Here is a 17351-nt window from a genome sequence, read left to right on the forward strand (position 1 = left end):
CCTAGGCCCCGATCATGTCATAGCGCACGGCCTTGAGACCGTCCTCGCGCGTCACGACAGCCTCGGGGCGCACTGCCTCCACCTCCTGCGCCATCACGCCCATGTGGAAGGTATCGCCGCCCTTGTAGCGGTAGACGTAGATCGGCAAGCCGTCATCGGTCTGGCCCACCCGGCGGATATCCTCCTTCACGCGCGCGTCAGACAGGAACGGCAGGAGGCTGGCGCCAAAGCCGAGTGCATCCATAAGCCCACTGCCGCCGCCGCTCTGGGTGGTTGTCTGGGTGCCTACGTTGGGGGTCGCGCCCACCGCCATCAGCGGCAGGTTCAGCGCGTTCTGCGGAGCGTTCACAAAGCCCTGGTACTGGTTCCGACCAGCGTTGATCAACTGCTGCATGAGCGCCTGCTGCTGCGCGCCCTGCTGCGCCATGGTCCGGTTCACCGTGTTGTACTGGTCGAAGGCCTGACCAGCCATGCCCGCCAACTGCCCCGCACCCTGCAGGTCCATCGCGCGATCCTGCTGCCGCTGGCCCGCATTGAACTGCCGGTTCTGGGTGCGGTTCTGCGCCTGCTGCAACCGCTGGCTGCCGCCGATAGATGCGGCCTGATTGCTCAAGCTCCGCGCCTGCAGATCGTTCTGCACGTTCTGGCTGGCAACATCATCCCGGCGCGCAGCGTTTTGGAGGTTCATGGCCCCAAGCGCCTGCCCGGCCTGAACGCCCATCTGGCGCCCGGCAATGTCGTTTTGCACGTTCTGGCTGTTGACTTGATCCCGGCGGCTGGCGTTTTGCAAATTCATCGCCCCGAGGGCTTGCCCCGCCTGCGCCCCCATTTGGCGTCCCGTGATATCGTTTTGGATATTCTGACTGTTGATCTGGTCGCGGCGGCTGGCGTCCTGTAAGTTCATCGCGCCTAGAGATTGCGCGGCCTGCGCGCCCATCTGCCTGCCCGTGATATCGTTTTGCACGTTTTGCAATCTGACTTGATCACGGCGCGCAGCGTCCTGCATCCCAATATCCGCGTTCGCCTGGGCCGAAGCATTACGGATCTGCTGCCCCTGCATTCGATTGGTGATGTCCTGCTGCGCCATGCTCTGCGCATTGTTGAAGCCTGACATACGCTGCTGCGCCGCCATCTCGGCCACGCTCTGCGCGAAATTTCGGTTATTTTCCGCCTCGACAAGGCCGTGGCGAGAACCCCCGAACGCTCCTGCGGCAGTTGCCTGCGCCGCAATATCGTTCTGGGTCATCTGCCGCGCCCGGTCCATATCCCGCGCAGTGGCGTCAATTACCCGATCCTGATATGGGTTCATGTACTGGCCGAGGTCAGTCTCCCCAACCTGTCCAGCCTGAAAACCCTGCCCTTCCGTCAACGCCCTTCTGGCCGAACTGACCCCGGAATTGGTGGCCGATACGTTCTGGGGATTATAGCCAATCGCCTGCTGCAATCCACGGCTTGCGCTGCCAAGATTTGCGTTTACCGCCTGCATATTCTGGGGGTTGTAGCCAATCGCCTGCTGCATGCCATGGCGGGCATTATCCAGCCCGGCATCGGCGGCCTGCAGATTGCGCGGGTTGTAGCCAATCCCGCCTCTGATCCCTTGGCGCGCGTTGTCGAGGCCCGCGTCTGCCGCCTGGAGGTTCTGGGGGTTATAACTTGCCGTGCTCTGCAGTTGCGCCTGATACGGCTGCAGGTTCGCTGCGGCAAAGTTTGCCGTTGCCGGGCCTTGGTTCATGGCCCGGGTCGTCGTGGTCATTGCGTTCTGCAGGCCTTGCGCCGCGCCGCGCGAGGCGTTGAACTGCCCTTGGCGTCCGTACATTATCGCCCCCTCCAAACCGGCATACCGCCGACCATTGCCCATTCGCCATCATGGCTTGCCGGGGGCGCCTGCCCCTCGGTCGGGGTTGCGGTCGCGGCTTCTTCTTCCGGCTGCGGCCCCCATGGCCCTGCTGCCGGGGCTGCGCCCGTGACCGGGTTGATGAATTGGCCTGCAATCGCGTTGAATTGCGCCGGTCTGGTTTCACGCAGCGTGTTGCGCGCCTCTCGGAACAGAGGCATGGACGAATACCCGCGCACGCCGCCCGCAAAGGTCTGCGCCTTCGGCATGCCCTGCCGCACAGGCTGTGTCCCCATGCCAAACGCCCGCGCCATCTGGTTGTTCCCGCGCATCGCCTGCTCTTGCATCGGCGTGAACGCGGCCACGTCCGGCCCGGTATAGGGCACGTAGCCGATGTTGCTGATCTGCTGCGCCCGCTCGATGTTGGCCTGTACCGGAGCCTCAAGCCATTCGGGGATCTCGTTTTTTACGACCTGTGTGCCGCCATCGTTTCCGGGCATACTTCTCTCCTCATGGTTACTTCCGGCATCTTGTGCCAACCATTTTTGCTAAGGACTGGCCCCCAACCTGGGCGCCCTCCCATCGTCAGCGCTTCTGCGCCTGCGCGGTGCGCAATGGCGTCTAATTCGCTAATGTTGTTCAGGATTTCTTCGAGTTCGCCGCCAGCAAGGAACACGTTCATTTCTCGCTTGCGCGGATATTGGCGGATCTCCAAAACCACGCAGCCACGCGGCTTTGCAAAGAGGTGGAAGTGGCCCGCATAAACGCCCGCAACGATATCGTCCCAAACATGCGCACCGTGCGTGTATTCCAGCGCCGCCTCGATCCACGGGCGGCACCGGGTCAGTTCGTCAAACAGCGCTGGTGCTGAGTGCTCCGGCATTGTCCACCTCCACGCTGTAGCGCGTCCCGTTCGGGCTGGTCAGGATAAGACGCCCCTGCCCAATCTCAACGTCCTGCCCGCGCTTGTGGTTCTGCCGATCCGCCTGCTCGATCTGCCGGATCCGGTCAGCCTCCTGCAGGCGGTCATAGTTCGGCCCTGGCGGTCGCAGTTTCATCTCTGGCCCCGCTGCTGAACCTTGATAGACGGGTTGCCAAAGCGCCAATCGGCATTCGCAACGCCGTCAATGCGAACCCGAACCTGTCGGCCTGTGATCCTGATGTTGCTCGGCTCGGCTGCCGTGTAGGGGCCGACGCTGGTTTCATCCCCATTCGGGTAAAGGCGGCTCTTGAATGTCAGCGTCACCTCGCCCTGCGTCTTTTCGTCAGGGATGAAGGCTGTCGCGGTGAAGACCCCGTTGCCCTCGCCCATGCGCAGCGGGCCGCTCTCGGCATATGGCGTCACGCCGGAAACCTCGCCCACCTCGTGCTCATAAACCCAGCCATCAGCGCCAAAGAACATCGGATATCGGAAGGCGCCGCGATCGACACCAGTCGTGCGGGCCATTTCCCCCGTCGCCCAGTGCCCATCGGCATAGTTGTAGATCACGTAGCGGTCATTCTCGGTAGACCCAGAAGACGGGTAGAACCACCAGACCTCGTTGAACTGCTCGTTTGCCACGGCTGCGACCTTGCTGGCCTGGGCCATGTTCATGTCGCTGAATACATAATCACTCACATCGGACAGGATCGGCTCAACGCCGCCGCCGAGGTAGGCGAAAAAGGCGTTCTGCCCCATCCAGACAGCCTGACTGCCGACAGAGGCCACAGCCTGCCGCGAAATCGCCCCGCAGGCGGATCCTACGCGCTCGAAACCATAGATGAACGGCGGCCCCTGGTACTCCGCCCGGAATGCTTCCCGATCTGTCAGGATCAGCGTTTGACCCGGCACCGCTGCGGCGCACATGATCTGCCCGTTGGTCTCAAACCGATGGTCGCCCGCTTGGTTCGTGCTGGCTGCGGTCCAGGTGGTGTTGTCCTCCTGATCGCTCCACTTGATCTGCCGAGCATCGCCAGAGGCGCCAAGCGCAAACACGAACCGCTCGGCAGTGACGAACACCCCGAGATTGTCAGTCGGGGCGCCAGAAAGCTGCGCGGCCGGGGTGGCCCCATCCAGCTCCCATTGATAGATCTTGCCATCTGCCACGCTGCAGGCCAGCAAGTCCTCGCCCCAGGCAGCGAGGCTCCATGTGGTTGCCTCGCTGTAATTCCCATTGTCGGGGCGCGGGGTGCCGAATGTGCCGATCCCGAAGAACCCGCCGCCGAACCCCGTGTTCAACTCCGCGTCCACGCGTCCAGCGGTCAATCCCGCCGGGGTAATGTCGTAAACCACGCCGCCGCCAGTCGACGCCATCAGCGTTGTCGCCGTGCCGCCTGCGATGCGCCGCTCCCGGCTGTTGTCGCGCCACGCCAAGCTGCCCCGGCAAATCCCGCTCATGTCTGCTTTCTGCCGCCACCCGCCGACCGGCTGCATGATCCCGTCATGCCAGCGCACAAGGTTGGCGTCACGCCAGCGGCCCGCGCTCTGTAGCTCGGTCCCGTTGCGATACTGGCCCGGCGGCAGGATCAGATCGGTATACATCAGCGAACCTTGATCTTGCGGCCTGACCCGCTATGCGCTGCCCGCTTGCCCTCGCGCTGCAGGCTGTCGAGTGCCGACGCATAGAGGTCGCCCCAGGTGGCAAGCCGGGCATCCTCGACCAAATATGGCGCGCTGTGGATCAGCGAGCCGTACAGATAGGCGTCGGGGGCCTGGTCAAGCACCCAATTCGACGTGTTGCTGACCGATAGGGCCGCGATTTCGCCAAGGTAGACGTGTTCAAGCGTGTAATCGCCATCCGGCGTCGGGTAGAGTTCGATCTGCCCCGCCGTGAAGGCGTAATAGGCGGGCTGCCCCGCTGTATCCTCTGCCTGCGCGCGCATCGTCGCGATTTCATCGTCCGAGACCAGATCAAGCACCCTACGCGACACCGACAGGCGCACAGTCTCGCGCCAGCCGCTCGGCAGGTCCACAAACCGGGCCGAGACCGGGCCGGTGCTGCGGGCCTCCATGCGCCAATGCCGCAGGTCGCGGTTCATCGCAGCCTCGGCCAGCGCAATGAAGGTCGTGACCGGCAAGTCGGTGCGGTCCAGATACCCCTCGATCTGCGCCTGCAGTTCTGCGTAGGTGGTGATTGCCATCAGAGGCGGCCCTGATCGTAATGCTGCAGCAGTTGCATCGCGGTCTCATCGCCCTGGTTGGCGCGCTGGATCAGCCGGGAAAGGTAGTCATCGGTGATTTCGGTCTCACCATATGGCATCAGCGGCCCCTGCGGCGCACGGTAAACGTCAGGCGAATGCGGCCCGGTGCCTTCACCGAAGCGCGGCTGCTCTGGCATCTGGGGCATCGCCGGGCGCGGCGGGGGTGCGATTTGGGATTTCTGCTGCGGCTTAAAGGGCGACGTTGCACCGTTCTCAGGCTGCATGCCTTTCAGCCCGTTGCCGATGGCAGCCATCACGTTGGTGAACCCGTTGTGGCCCTTGAAGGCCCCGCCGGATGCGCCAGCACCGCCGCCGTCGAACATGTCGCCCAGCCCGGTGAATTTCGGGCCTCCGCCCATCTGTCCGCCTTTAACCATGGAAGCCTCCATAAAGATCAGAATCCGCGTGACTGACGCGGCTGCTCAGGCCATAGGGAATGACCCATCGCCTGTGTGATAGTCCGTGCGGGTGGCGATCTGTCAGACCGGCGTACCAGCGCGATAGCTGCACGGCGTCACGTGCTCGGGCGCGCATCACGCGACCCCCTTCATGTTCCGACGCAGCGCGCCCTTCTTGCGCTTGCGATCCGGGCCACGGCTCAAGAAGTCGACAGCCATCTGGCCGAATGCGTCAGCGCTGTGAGACGCCCAATCGTGCTCAGGCCCAAGGCCGATCCCGCGCGCCTCGTCCCGTTTCTCATGATACCAGGCCAGCGCCTCTCGCCCGCCCTCTGTCGTTGCCCTGTTGAACCGGCAGGACGGGAATACCCGCCGCGCGGCCTCTACCCGCTTTGTCGCGGCCCCGACGCCGATGTTCTCCATGACCCGGACCTTGAACCCCGCGTCACGCAGGAAGCCCTGAGGCGTGGCCTTGTGAACTGTGTCGTGCTTCTTGCCATCGTGCGGCAAGACCTGCTCTGCATCCTGGTAGCCGTTGACCCGCAGCCAGTGAACATGCTCGGAGAACTCTTGCCCGACCGCCTCGTAATGGTTCAGCACCCGGATCTGCTCACCGGCAAACTGGACAACCCAGATGGCCGTTGCGTCCGATCTGTTGCTTGTGCCGCCAATGTCCCAATATGCCTTGACCGGCAGTAGGTGATCCTGCGCGACGAAATCAATCCGCCCCTCGCGCTCGGCTGCCTCCAAGTGGCTGGCGAAATACGCACCCTCGAATACGCGGGCATACTCGCCTTCCCAGATGTGGCCGTATCGGTCGGGGTCGCTCTCCTTTGCCCGGCGCCGTTCCTCGTCCAGCACCTTGGGGAACCATGGGTTATCGGACCAGTTCGCCCGCACCACCTTGGCACCGGGTGGGCAGTTCGGCCCTCTCAGCATCTTGTCTACCGGGTCAGATGGCCGCGCCGGGTTCCAACTGAACCACAGCTCCGATTCCATCCCCAGCGATACATTCTCCCAGCGGATCGTCGGGACCAGCAATGTGATCGATCGATCCCCGATGGATTGCGCTTCCTCGCCCCAGGCACGGTGAAAGCCCTCGTAGGACTTCACGCTGTCCGATGTGTGGTCCTGCATCCCCGTGAAGGCAATCACGCCATCCTTTGGGGTGCCGATCCGATCAGAGTAGACCTTGAAGCCGTCCTTCTCGCCCAGGCCGAATTTCTCAAGCTTGCTTTCCAGCAGGAACTTGGCGCTCTCCTTGAGCGACTTCTGCACCTCGCGGAATGACAGCATCCGCAGGCCCTCGCCCGCCTCACCGGGCCATCGCAGCGCGTCCTCTATCGCCAGCTCCGCGAAGAAGTGCGACTTGCCTGATCCCCTGCCACCATGCGCGCCCTTGTATCGGGCTGGCTCCAGGAGAGGTGCGAAAACCTCAGGTGTCTGGATCTGCAGCTTTGACAATCACGCGCTCGATCTTGTTCACGGTCACTTCGCCGCCGTGTTCCAATTCCTGCCTGTCCGCCAAGCCAAGGTCGCGCGAGATGATATTCGCATTCAGGAGGTCAGCAGAGGCGCCTTCGAACTTCTGCGCCCGGATGATCTGCTCCACGCGAGAAATGACAGGAATTAAATCTTTGCGGTCATCCCGCCATCCGCGCCATGTCCTTTCGTCAATGTCCAGAAACACGCACAGGCCGCCAATGGTCATGGCCCGCATTTTTGCTACTGGCTCATGCGTTGCTGCGCCCTGGAATGTGACCAGCTTGTCCTCATACAGAGGGTTCGCCTCTACCCACTCGAAGTATTCCAGACATGCATCCCACAGGTCGCTAGAGTGCTCGAACTTCGGGTTTGCTCCGTGCGAGCTTCTGGCTTCCCAGAACCGGTTGCCTTTGGGTGCTGCCATACCATTCTCCGCAGTCCGCTATGGGGTGCCGCGCCTCTGGTTGTTGAGATTGTGAAAGTGATCGGCCCTTTGGCTGGTGTCCAGCCGGTGGGCGATGTTCTGTTTTGTGCGGTTATGTCACCCGCCGCCCTCATATTCAGCGCAAAAATGCGGCCCGTAGGCTACCCCGCGCGCTGTTTACGCCGAAGCAGCGGCGCATATGTGGTTCTGTCCGGTGGCGGGTGGTGCCGGTGCAAGGTTGCGGGGTGAAATGCGGTTATGCCTTTGCGGCCTTGCGCCATGCGTCATCCAGCTTGGCGATCTGCATGGGGGCCGGGTCGTCTTGCCATCCTGCGGGGAGGTCTGCGCCAATAGCACGGATGGCCGCAACGTATGAATAGATCAGATCGGGCATTGGCTGCCTCCTGTGTGGGGGATTGAGCGCTGACGCACCGCGGGGCTTGAAGGCCGCACCGGGGGAGCTTTTGGCTGCGAACCGTCCGCGCTCGTGACGAAGCCCTAAGTGCTGCACCAATCCCAGACCGCGCAGAGCCTAGGTAGGGCAACGTCAGGAAAGCGGCCGTGCGGGTCTTTCCCCGCCTGTCAGGTCTCGCTCGGGAAGAACCAAGCGTCTATTGGTGTGTGTGCCATTCCGAGACCTGCGTAGAAAAGAACATCCCCAGCTTTTGTCCGGTACAGTCTGCCGCCGATATTTGCTTGCGGGTGCATGTCTCTGTCTTTGACCCACACCCCTTGGCCCAACGCTGCCTGCCGCAACACCTTGCCGCGATGATCCTTCACTACGGAAGGTTCTGCCTTTTCGCTTTTATTGAACATCGACATTAACGGACGAAACATCATGCCTCCGGCGAATAGCTTACGCACCCGCCTAGAAATCGGCAGGTGTTCCCGGGTTATACCGCCCGGTACGCCACATGGCTGGCCCGAAGCCTCGCGATACATGCGCAATTCGGTAGATGCCGCATCATACCATATCTGGTGGAGCGTTCAAGCGTTTGTGGGCTGCACTAGGTAAGCCAGACTGAAAGCGGCAATGGCCGGGATCGGCCAATCCATGTGCCCCAGTCTGATGCAGTTTGCCATGTCAGCCAATGCCAAGACAGAAATAGCAGCGCTAAGAATGGGGCGCTCCAGCAGATACGCAATTATTTTGTCCATCACGCCGCCCCTTTCACATCCAGCGGGTCCACCTTCACCTTGACCGCGCGCCCGAAGAAATCCGCCTCCGCCTCGATCATCGGGTGCATATCGTGCGCAGCCTGAACCATCCGAATGAACCGAACGGCCCGCTCCTGGAACGGCCCTGCCAGCACCTCAAGCGCCTGCCCCGCGTCGAACTGGCACATCGCCGCCCGGTCGTTGTTGGCGATGATCCGCTCGGCCTCTGCGTTTTCCCGCGCTACCCGGTCGAGGAAGCGCAGCACGTGAAGGCGCACCTCCTGCGGGGGGATCGCCAGCATGGTCGGGCGCAGGCCGTTGCATTGGATGGCCTTTGCGAAAAGCTCCGCCGGGATCTGCGCGAAGATGTAGCCCGGCAGATAGGGCGAGGTGATCGGGTCCGGGCGGCGCTTCTTGCCCACCCGCTTGAACTCGATCTTGCGGGGAGCGTGGGCCTCAATGCCGAGGTGGTGAAGCTGGCGCTCAACGGCGAACTCCCCGCGCTCCTTCTCGGCCCCAGGGTGCGGGGCGATGTGGCGGGTGGTGGTGATGCCGAGATACCAGGTCATTCGCTTTCCTCCTGCGGCTGTGCGTCCTGATCCCGGCGCTCCAGCCACTCGTTGAACTCACCAAGCAGCTTGCGATTTCTCAGGTCGGTTCGAATTGCCTTCGCGGTTCTGAAAGGGATGCGCCAGAGCAGAACAGGAACCCACACCGCCGTGAAAATGGGCCACATCGCAGCCACAGCAATCACCTCCTGAATGTGGCTGTCTCTCTGGTCGGCCAGTGTCACGAAAATCACCACAGCAAGCGTCCACCAGATCAAAGCTGCTCCGATAGCCAGAAATTCGACAGTCATTCGCTTTCCTCCTGTGCAATGAGGGCGCGGAGGATGGCTAGGATCCATGCGCGGGCGGGGTTACTGCGATGTCCAGTGTGTGGAATTGTCCCGGCCCTGCCTGTCGTGTCAGATAGAGTAACGTACCATCTGCGAGCGCTGTCTTGGTCAATGCTGAAAACTATCCAGCTTGCGGGCAACAAGGCATCGTGCAGCGCCTTGGCTGCGTCTAGGGAGCCGTGGTAGGCTCGCCCAAAGTTCGGGAATGTGAGCGCGGGCAGCGGGAAAGCTTCGCTAACCTCGTCCCACGTCCCAGCCTCCACTTTCGCCGCAAGCTCTTTCAGTGCTTCAAGACGGGTCATGCTGCACCTCCCATTGCGAAACGGATTTCGGAGATACTGGATGGGCCAATGAGGACCGCCCCCATTCGCCTGTACGCCTCTCGCTCCACCGCGCGCAGGTGTGGCAGGTTCGTATATGGCCGCGTGACCTCTGCCAGCGCCTTCTCGATGGGGAACTGCGCCAGTGTTGAGCCGATCCAACCCCCAGGCCAATACCTGCACTCAGATCGAACCATGTTGGGCGCGCTGTCACCAGAAGACATAGAAACAGCCGTCACCACATCGTCAGTCACACGTAGAACAATCCACGGGCGCACCTTGCCGCCAACGGCCTTGGCAATAAAGACGTCACCCCGTCGCAATTCGTCCAGGCAGGCGGGGGCGCGGCAACCTTCATCGCTGATAGGGCCTGCAGCCCGGCCAGGGCCATCAGACGCACCCGCAATGCTGTTCAGCATGGTCTTAACGTCGCCCTTGGAGTAGGTCTCCTTGCTGCTGCCGCTAACCTCGATCATGAGGCGCTTGGCGCGTTCACGGGGTGTCTCTTTACGCTGCTCTCCCTCCATCACACCGCACCCCCTTCCGCCGGGCCGTAGAGGAACTTGACCGAGGGGGCCATGCCAAGCTCGGAAGCGTCGATGCGCTGGACCCGGCCATCTCCCGATAGCTGGGCCATGGAGTTGCGGACCCTGTGCGATGGCAGCCCGGTCTCGCGCGCAATCTCGGCTATGGTCATCGGGGCTTTGATCTTGCTGAGGATCAGGGCGTATCGTGCGCCGGTCTCCTTTGCCTTGGCCGCGCGGTTCGTCATCGGCTTGAGGCCATAGTGCTCCGCGCGCACCCCGAGGCCCTTTGTCCTCACGTAGCCGCCCTTGCCGAGGGTGCCGAGCGCATTGGAGACGTCTTTGCGCTCCACCTCCAGATCCTTGGCGATCTGCGCGCAGGTCATCCACCGGCCATGGATGTGCTGCAGCACCCTGTCGGCCAGCCCTGTCTGGCGTCCGCCTGTTGCCGAGCGCGGGAGCTTCTTCTTGCCGACGCCGAGAAGCTTCATACAGGCGATGTAGTGATCCTCCAGCGCCTTGGATTCTACCGCGGAATACTGCTGCAGCGGCTTGGTCGGCTTCTGGACGCGATTCACAACCAGGCGGCGGGGGTCAATGGGGTTGAAAAGGGTCATGCTGCTTTCCTCATCAGAATATCGTTGAAATCGACCCCGGCTTGATCGGGGATATGCACCGTCACGCGGATGCCTTTCACCGCCAGACGATGCGCCAGCGCCCAGGCCGCAGCCTGCCCGCCATATTTCGGGTCGTTGTCGCCAAAGATTGCGACCTCGGTGCAGCCCTCCGGCGGCGCCCATTTCTTCATGATCGCGCTGTTGATCGCGGCCCACACCGGCATGCCGAACAGGGCCGACGCGCTCATGGCTGTCTCGATCCCCTCAGCGATCCCAAGCGGGCCGCCGGGCACGTAATCGGACAGCATCACGCAAGCGCCCTCCGGCAACTCCCCAGGCATGATCTTGCGGGGGGATGCCATTTCCGCCTTGCCAGAGCCATCAGGCTTGAGAAACGTGCGGTGCATGGAGCGAAAGCGGTCTTCCCCTGGAACGCCGATCATTGCGACCATCGCCGGGCGAATGCCTCCTTCCCCGTCTCGCAGCTTCGGCGCGAACCGCAGCGCAGGCGCATAGATCATTTCATCCACGCCCCGCGATTCAAGGTAGCGATGCACCAGATCCCCCGGCTGCACCTCCTGCGTCTCCAAGTAGGTGCGCTTGAGAATATCGCGGCGCTTCTCATCGCTCATCGGCTGGCGGGGCTGCACGGTATCAGGCTTCACGTTGCCGAGCAGATCATCAATTAGGCGGGCAACCTCCCTGAACGGCTTCCCGGTGTACTCGATCGCCAAGTTCATGCCGCTGCCCGCGCCGCACTGGCTGCAAATGTACGTTCCCCTGCCCTCCCGGTTGTCCCAGCGGAAGCGATCTTTCCCGCCGCACATCGGGCATGGGCCGTGACGGTCATGCAGGCAGGTTTCGGGCAGACCGAGTTCAAGCAGGATGCCCCGCCATTTGCCTTTTGCGGCATGCTCTGTTTTGTCGTGGAACATCAGGCCGCCCCCTTCTGCTCTGCGCTTTTGCGCTTGGCCCAGGCGATCCGGCGCGACTTCTCATAGTTCAGGAATGCTTGGTCGGCAGGCGCTTCCACCTGTTCCAACCCACGCGGCCACACGCCGAACTTTTCGCGGTATTTATTGGCTGCCCAACCGGGCTTGTATCCGCGCTGCCCGGCCATCCACAGCGCCATGCTGAAAAACCGCTGCTTTTCCTCTTTCGTCGCCGGGGCCTTCTTGCCGGTGACCTGGACCAGATCGCCCTCAACAGTCTCGACGCCAGCCACAGGCTTGCGCTCATGGCCGCAGTTGGGGCACGTGAGGCCGGTGTGCAGGGCGCCGCACTCGCTGCAATCCTTGGGCAGCTTCTCTTTGCGCTCGACAGGCTGGCGCTCACCGCGCTTTGTGGCGTCCAGCTTCCCGCGGTGAATGTCCGTTACCAGACCGAGGCGCAGGCTGTTGCCCGCATGATCCAGCACAAGCAGATCCTCGGTGCCTGGGTTGACCCGCAGGCCGCGCCCGATTTTCTGTACGTGAAGCATGTCAGATTTCGTGGGCGCCGCGTCGATGATGCAGGAAACGGGCCAGTCAACGCCGGTTGTCAGGGTGCGCACGGAGCAGGCCACCTTGACCTCACCAGCCTTGAACCGGCGGGCAATCACCTGCCGTTCAACGCTGTCGGTGAAGGCGTCCACGTAGGCCGTTGCCACCCCGGCGCGCTCGAATGCCTCCGAAAGCTGCTTGGCGTGCGCCCGGTTCACGCCGAACAGCAGCGTGGGCCGGTTCTCGCCGCGTGCCAGCCATGTCTCGACCACAGACGCCATCAGGGCCTTGCCCTCCATCACGTCTGCCACCTCGCCCTCGTGGTAGTCTCCCGCCACGGTCTTGACGCCAGACAGATCCGGCACGTCCGGCGCAAACACGGTGAATTCGGATAGATAACCATGCTCGATCAGTTCCCCAATCGTGATCGGCGTAACCTTGTCCTGCCACAGCAAGCCCATGCCGCGCGCCCAGGGCGTTGCGCTCATGCCGATGAAAAACACGTCCGGGCGCTCTGCCATCATGTCCTCGATGACCTTTGCCCGCAGGTGGCATTCGTCCACGATCACAAGCGATGCCTCGGGGATTTCGCGGCGCGCCAGCGTTTGAACCGATGCGACCTGGACACGCGCCAAGCTGTCGGTTCGCGGGTGGTTCGCCTGCATCACGCCGATATCGCGGATACCCTCGTTTTCGAAGGCGGTCACGGTCTGGTCGATCAGACTGATGGCCGGTGCGGTGAAAATAACCTTGTTCCGCTTCGCCAGGGCGCCTTCGATGATTTTCGCGGCTGTCAGCGTTTTGCCGAATCCGGTAGCTGCTTCGCAGACGACCCGAGTATTTCCCTTAGCCAGAGAATTGCGGATCAGTTCGATTGCCTTGGCTTGGTGCTTGCGCAGGGTCTTGGGCTGCGGGTTATTGCTGGAATGGAACAGATCAAGCATTGGAACCACCTTTGGCAAAGGCGGGTTTGAACGTACCTATATTACTGTGGGACATTTTGTCCCGCCTACAGTGGGACATTTCGGCGCTGGACAGTGGGACATTTTCACCCCTGCCGCGCATGAATTCGTCCACCCAATCGCAGCCGCAAAGCGTCATCAGGGACCACACATTCACGGTGTATTTTGTCGCGATCTTTCCGCCGCCGGACAGGCCATTCACGGCCACCAGAACGCCAGCAGAGCGCAGCATCGAAAGGCAGCGGGAAACGGTCTTGACGGTGACGCCAGCTTTTTTCGCGATCTTCTCGCGCCCCGGATGGATGTATGGCTTCGGGCCGCCCTTGTGGTGAAACCACATGTTGATCACAGTAAGCGTCACGTCCCGCTCACCCTTGGTGAAATCGCCCTTGCGGACTGCCTGACGCACCATGCGCCGGAAATTGGCCTCCTGGCTGTCCTTGAAGCCGCTCATTTCCGCGCCTCCACCAGCTTATGCGCGATCTGCCCGATTGACCGCCAGCCATTGTCTTTTCCGGGTTTGGTGGTATCTTTGTTCAAAGCCATGCGCGGTTCTCCTGTGATTGCGCCTTGGTTGGGCCCGCCCTGGAATGCCAGTTCCTCGGCGGGCTGTTTCTTTGCTGCGGTCATGAGATTTCACCCCGCAGTTCGATGCCGATCACGGCCAGGGCCTCGGCCACAGTCGATGCGACCGCCTTTTGGCCCCGCCACGTGGCATGCCATTTCTCTTGATCCGGGGTCAGCTTGCGCGCGCTCGGCGGCTTGGCCCCGTCCTTGACTTCGATCAGGAATGTTTCGCCCCGAAAGCCCCCGGCCAGATCCGGGAACCCTTCCCCTGCGGCGTGTGTTGGGGTGACGCTGGCGCCAGCGCGGCGAAGAGCGGCGACAATCTCGCCTTGGTTCGCGTCAACCTTGGCGGCGTACCCTCTACCCATTCCGCCCCTCCATTGCCGCGATACGGGCCGTGACAGCGCGCAGGCGGGACATGAGTGCAGATGTGCGCCGGTGGCTCCGTCTGGCCTTGTGAGCGGCCCTGAGAAGGCACAGGCGCTCTGCACGGGCTAGGATGAGGTCTGTCATTTGGGCTTCCCCCTGTGCTTGCTCTCCCAGCCCATCTGGATTGCCCCTAGGATGAAGGCCCCGACGATGCGATCCTTGACGGCGGCGAAGTTGGCGGGGCTGTCAGCTGGCGCAGGATTGGCGCGCGAAAGCAGGCGCTCGAAAAGCTCAAACCCCGCCTTGTCCATCACGAAATGGAGCGTCCCATCGGCCCCATTTGGGATTGATTTGATGTAGGGGTCAGCCACCGGACGCCTCCAGTGCATCAGCCAGCCGATCCATCGAAACGCTGCACGCAGAACCCGCCGCAAGAAAGGCGCGAACCTCATCCCTAAGCTGAGTCAGTGCAGTCGATGCCTCTCTGGCCTCCTCCTTGGCCCCGTCGGCTTGATCCTCTAGGTCGTTATTTTCGGCGGTGAGGCTTTCGATCTCTTCAATCAGCCCCTCAATCAGGGCATCGCTTGGGTCATGGTCCGGGAACCAGTAGCCCGAGAACTCGCTGAAAACACCGGCAGCCCAGGTAATCTGTCCGACTGTCAGATGGTTGCACCTGATTTCGCCGCAGTCTCTAATCTCGATCTGGTCAGCCATCACGCCACCTCAGTTCCTGCGGCTCCGCATCCGGGAACAGGCCGTGGCTGACGGCTGAGAGGTTGGGCTGAAGCTTGGCGAAGGTGGCTGCCGTTACTCGCCCCCCCCCCAGATAGGTACTGGTAGGGCTTTTCGGATTCCGTGTCCCCTTTGGGGAGGACGCGGATAATCGTCTCACCCGCCTTGAGGCGGTCGATCACGTCATTCTGTCGTACCGGCATTGCTCCCTCCGTTCATGTGGGCTTCGGCAAAAGAGCGGGCCGCAATTAGGGCATCTGCCGCCTCATCGATCTCCGCGATGGCTGCGGCCCAGTCCTTCGCGCTGGCGCTCTGTTGGGCGGCGAGGATGGCGCTGACCGCCTCGCCGGTTTCCTTGCTGATCGCCCCGGCCTGCGCCAGAATGGATCCGCTGGCAGTGCGCTCATCGGGGTTCAGGCGCCGGGATAGAGCACGGGTGACAGGGTGACGCCCTGCGGCGTCCTCCAGCGCGGCGACCTCATCGACCGGCCAGCCGTATTGGCCGGACAGACGCTTGGACAGGGTGCCCTTGCAGAGCGTCCCGCCGGTGCGGGCGTTGATGGTTTCCGCCGCCGCGTCCAGGCAGCCGAAATAGCCGTCGATCAGCGCCGCCATCTGGGCGTTCACCAAGTCGCGCAACTGGGCCATGTGCAACCTCGTTTCCTTGGGGTTTCTCAGGGCCGCCACCAGGTTGTGAGCATGGAAGCGGTATTGGGCATAGGAAGGGGGTCAGGCGGCGCAGTTGCCACTCTGGCGAGACGGCTCAGACCGCAAATCCATAAGTTGCCGCCAGTGAAGCGGGATGTTCCTCTGAGAGGCCGCGTCAATCAAAGCGGCGTCATACTTTCCGGGGATCTGGTCCCGACGCCACCAGTTGTGGACCGCCATAAGCGAAACCCCTGCGTCAGCAGCCATAGAGGAGCGGCTGGGCCAAAGCTCGATGATGTCTCGGAATGATGCAATGTTCTCCATACCCGAACACTATTGCCGATTTGGCAATCCGTCAAGATGCCAACAAGGTAATTGATAAAAAATCCGGGCTGGCGCAGTTTCTCGCCATGCCAAACACCGCCCACCACACCATGGCCGAGACGATGGCCCCAACCGCCATCGGCGGGCGGCTACGCCTTATTCGTGAGGCGTTTGGGCTGTCGAAGTCTGAAATCTCCGATATGCTCGAAATAGAGCGCAGCCACTGGTCCCGCTTTGAGGGTGGACAGCGGGCGATACCTTACGACAAAGCGTCCCGATTGGTTGACCGATTTGGCGTTAGCCTGGACTTCATAATCTTGGGGCGGATTTCCGGGATGGAGTTTGACACGGTTGAGAAGCTGCGCCGAGCCGGGCTGGACGCATAAAGCGAGTCCAAGCTTTCACCCGTAATCAGGGCGCGGACTGCAAGGTCGCGCTCTTTTTCCATGCCCAGCCAAAACCAATCAATCATCGGTAGGATTCCTTTCAAATGCCTGCGTCAAATACACGGGCAGATTACTTGACTTGAAAAGAATTGCCAGTCCGGCATTTTATTATCTTGACGATTGCCAGCTTGGCAACTACATTGGTTCTCAAGCAAAGGGAGAACCGACATGCTCATTACCCCAGAGAAAGCCGCAGACCTCGCCAAGGTCATTGACCGCCAGGGCGACGAGCTGGCCGCAGACATTTTGGCAAGCCTCTATGCGCTCATGGTCGAGACCGACAACGACGACGACCTGATGGCTGCTGTCTCTGACCTGCGTGATGAAGCTGTGCGGATTTACGACCGGTCCGAAGAAGCGACCCGCAACGGCGGCGCCTTCACCAGCTACCAACACGCAGCGGAGTAATTTCAAATGGCCAAGCAAGAGTTTATCGACGTTCTGAAAGCTCGCGGATACGCGCATAAGGTAGAAGGGTCCGGCGTGGTCGTGACGCACCATGGCCCCGTCGATCTGGGCAGCCTGACCTCGCTCCCCGAGGGCATCAAGTTCGAGAACCATGGCCCCGTCTATCTGGGCATCCTGACCTCGCTCCCCGAGGGCATCAAGTTCGAGAACCACGGCTACGTCGATCTGCGCAGCCTGACCTCGCTCCCCGAGGGCATCAAGTTCGAGAACCACGGCTCCGTCGATCTGCGCAGCCTGACCTCGCTCCCCGAGGGCATCAAGTTCGAGAACCACGGCTACGTCTATCTGGGCAGCCTGACCTCGCTCCCCGAGGGCATCAAGTTCGAGAACCACGGCTCCGTCGATCTGCGCAGCCTGACCTCGCTCCCCGAGGGCATCAAGTTCGAGAACCACGGCTACGTCTATCTGGGCAGCCTGACCTCGCTCCCCGAGGGCATCAAGTTCGAGAACCACGGCTCCGTCGATCTGCGCAGCCTGACCTCGCTCCCCGAGGGCATCAAGTTCGAGAACCACGGC

Annotated in this window: 26 protein-coding genes; 3 read left to right on the forward strand and 23 right to left on the reverse strand. The window is 62.0% G+C overall.

Annotation, left to right across the window (positions count from 1 at the left end; genetic code table 11):
* Position 1: 1 nt before the first annotated feature.
* The 23 genes from PXK01_RS19565 to PXK01_RS19675 form a co-directional block, all read right to left on the reverse strand.
* Complete coding sequence (locus PXK01_RS19565; RefSeq protein WP_274861419.1) at positions 2–1816, reverse strand: tail fiber domain-containing protein; 1815 nt, start codon at positions 1814–1816, stop codon at positions 2–4.
* Entirely contained in the window at positions 1816–2334 is a 519-nt protein-coding gene (locus PXK01_RS19570) for a hypothetical protein (protein ID WP_274861420.1), read from the reverse strand. The genes PXK01_RS19565 and PXK01_RS19570 overlap by 1 nt, the downstream gene beginning before the upstream one ends.
* The gene (locus tag PXK01_RS19575) at positions 2301–2717 is read right to left on the reverse strand and encodes a hypothetical protein (RefSeq protein WP_274861422.1); all 417 of its coding nucleotides are present in this window, start codon (positions 2715–2717) and stop codon (positions 2301–2303) included. Before PXK01_RS19575 ends, PXK01_RS19570 begins: the two co-directional genes overlap by 34 nt.
* Positions 2686–2892 (reverse strand): hypothetical protein, encoded by a 207-nt coding sequence (locus PXK01_RS19580; protein ID WP_274861424.1) that lies wholly within the window; start codon positions 2890–2892, stop codon positions 2686–2688. Before PXK01_RS19580 ends, PXK01_RS19575 begins: the two co-directional genes overlap by 32 nt.
* A complete protein-coding gene (locus tag PXK01_RS19585) occupies positions 2889–4355 on the reverse strand; it encodes a hypothetical protein (protein ID WP_274861425.1) in 1467 nt (488 codons plus the stop codon). The genes PXK01_RS19580 and PXK01_RS19585 overlap by 4 nt, the downstream gene beginning before the upstream one ends.
* A complete protein-coding gene (locus tag PXK01_RS19590) occupies positions 4355–4954 on the reverse strand; it encodes a phage adaptor protein (protein WP_274861426.1) in 600 nt (199 codons plus the stop codon). The genes PXK01_RS19585 and PXK01_RS19590 overlap by 1 nt, the downstream gene beginning before the upstream one ends.
* Positions 4954–5391, reverse strand: coding sequence for a hypothetical protein (locus tag PXK01_RS19595; protein WP_274861427.1), 438 nt, complete (start codon positions 5389–5391; stop codon positions 4954–4956). Before PXK01_RS19595 ends, PXK01_RS19590 begins: the two co-directional genes overlap by 1 nt.
* 156 nt (positions 5392–5547) lie before the next feature.
* Positions 5548–6876 carry a PBSX family phage terminase large subunit gene (locus tag PXK01_RS19600; protein WP_274861428.1) on the reverse strand — a complete coding sequence of 443 codons (1329 nt, stop codon included), beginning with the start codon at positions 6874–6876 and terminating at the stop codon, positions 5548–5550.
* A complete protein-coding gene (locus PXK01_RS19605) occupies positions 6848–7321 on the reverse strand; it encodes a terminase small subunit (RefSeq protein WP_274861429.1) in 474 nt (157 codons plus the stop codon). Before PXK01_RS19605 ends, PXK01_RS19600 begins: the two co-directional genes overlap by 29 nt.
* 256 nt (positions 7322–7577) lie before the next feature.
* Positions 7578–7715: a hypothetical protein gene (locus PXK01_RS19610; RefSeq protein ID WP_274861430.1), complete on the reverse strand. Its 138-nt coding sequence runs from the start codon at positions 7713–7715 to the stop codon at positions 7578–7580.
* A 188-nt stretch (positions 7716–7903) separates the two neighbouring features.
* Positions 7904–8263, reverse strand: coding sequence for a hypothetical protein (locus tag PXK01_RS19615; protein ID WP_274861431.1), 360 nt, complete (start codon positions 8261–8263; stop codon positions 7904–7906).
* Positions 8264–8478: 215 nt separating this feature from the next.
* On the reverse strand, positions 8479–9048 hold the full coding sequence (locus tag PXK01_RS19620; protein WP_274861432.1) for a hypothetical protein: 570 nt from the start codon (positions 9046–9048) through the stop codon (positions 8479–8481).
* Complete coding sequence (locus PXK01_RS19625) at positions 9045–9338, reverse strand: hypothetical protein (protein ID WP_274861433.1); 294 nt, start codon at positions 9336–9338, stop codon at positions 9045–9047. The genes PXK01_RS19620 and PXK01_RS19625 overlap by 4 nt, the downstream gene beginning before the upstream one ends.
* A complete protein-coding gene (locus PXK01_RS19630) occupies positions 9335–9679 on the reverse strand; it encodes a hypothetical protein (RefSeq protein WP_274861434.1) in 345 nt (114 codons plus the stop codon). Before PXK01_RS19630 ends, PXK01_RS19625 begins: the two co-directional genes overlap by 4 nt.
* Complete coding sequence (locus PXK01_RS19635; RefSeq protein WP_274861436.1) at positions 9676–10224, reverse strand: hypothetical protein; 549 nt, start codon at positions 10222–10224, stop codon at positions 9676–9678. The genes PXK01_RS19630 and PXK01_RS19635 overlap by 4 nt, the downstream gene beginning before the upstream one ends.
* Positions 10224–10838, reverse strand: coding sequence for a hypothetical protein (locus tag PXK01_RS19640; protein ID WP_274861437.1), 615 nt, complete (start codon positions 10836–10838; stop codon positions 10224–10226). Before PXK01_RS19640 ends, PXK01_RS19635 begins: the two co-directional genes overlap by 1 nt.
* Complete coding sequence (locus tag PXK01_RS19645; RefSeq protein ID WP_274861438.1) at positions 10835–11773, reverse strand: toprim domain-containing protein; 939 nt, start codon at positions 11771–11773, stop codon at positions 10835–10837. Before PXK01_RS19645 ends, PXK01_RS19640 begins: the two co-directional genes overlap by 4 nt.
* A complete protein-coding gene (locus PXK01_RS19650; protein ID WP_274861439.1) occupies positions 11773–13263 on the reverse strand; it encodes a DEAD/DEAH box helicase in 1491 nt (496 codons plus the stop codon). The genes PXK01_RS19645 and PXK01_RS19650 overlap by 1 nt, the downstream gene beginning before the upstream one ends.
* Positions 13256–13735: a hypothetical protein gene (locus PXK01_RS19655; RefSeq protein ID WP_274861441.1), complete on the reverse strand. Its 480-nt coding sequence runs from the start codon at positions 13733–13735 to the stop codon at positions 13256–13258. The genes PXK01_RS19650 and PXK01_RS19655 overlap by 8 nt, the downstream gene beginning before the upstream one ends.
* A 172-nt stretch (positions 13736–13907) precedes the next feature.
* Positions 13908–14216: a hypothetical protein gene (locus PXK01_RS19660; protein ID WP_274861442.1), complete on the reverse strand. Its 309-nt coding sequence runs from the start codon at positions 14214–14216 to the stop codon at positions 13908–13910.
* Positions 14217–14357: 141 nt separating this feature from the next.
* Complete coding sequence (locus tag PXK01_RS19665; RefSeq protein WP_274861443.1) at positions 14358–14588, reverse strand: hypothetical protein; 231 nt, start codon at positions 14586–14588, stop codon at positions 14358–14360.
* Positions 14581–14931: a cell division protein ZapB gene (locus tag PXK01_RS19670; protein WP_274861444.1), complete on the reverse strand. Its 351-nt coding sequence runs from the start codon at positions 14929–14931 to the stop codon at positions 14581–14583. Before PXK01_RS19670 ends, PXK01_RS19665 begins: the two co-directional genes overlap by 8 nt.
* Before the next feature lie 201 nt (positions 14932–15132).
* Positions 15133–15597 (reverse strand): hypothetical protein, encoded by a 465-nt coding sequence (locus PXK01_RS19675; protein ID WP_274861445.1) that lies wholly within the window; start codon positions 15595–15597, stop codon positions 15133–15135.
* A 305-nt stretch (positions 15598–15902) separates the two neighbouring features.
* Here PXK01_RS19675 and PXK01_RS19680 point away from each other — a divergent pair, with 305 nt between their 5' ends.
* The 3 genes from PXK01_RS19680 to PXK01_RS19690 form a co-directional block, all read left to right on the forward strand.
* Positions 15903–16307, forward strand: a complete 405-nt coding sequence (locus tag PXK01_RS19680) for a helix-turn-helix domain-containing protein (RefSeq protein WP_274861447.1) — start codon at positions 15903–15905, stop codon at positions 16305–16307.
* 228 nt (positions 16308–16535) lie between these two features.
* Entirely contained in the window at positions 16536–16775 is a 240-nt protein-coding gene (locus PXK01_RS19685; protein ID WP_274861448.1) for a hypothetical protein, read from the forward strand.
* Positions 16776–16781: 6 nt separating this feature from the next.
* Positions 16782–17351 (forward strand): hypothetical protein (locus tag PXK01_RS19690; RefSeq protein ID WP_274861449.1); only part of this gene is annotated, 570 nt, incomplete at its 3' end.

Origin of the sequence: Phaeobacter sp. PT47_59 (assembly GCF_028890025.1) — a bacterium.
Taxonomy (GTDB): Bacteria; Pseudomonadota; Alphaproteobacteria; order Rhodobacterales; family Rhodobacteraceae; genus Phycobacter.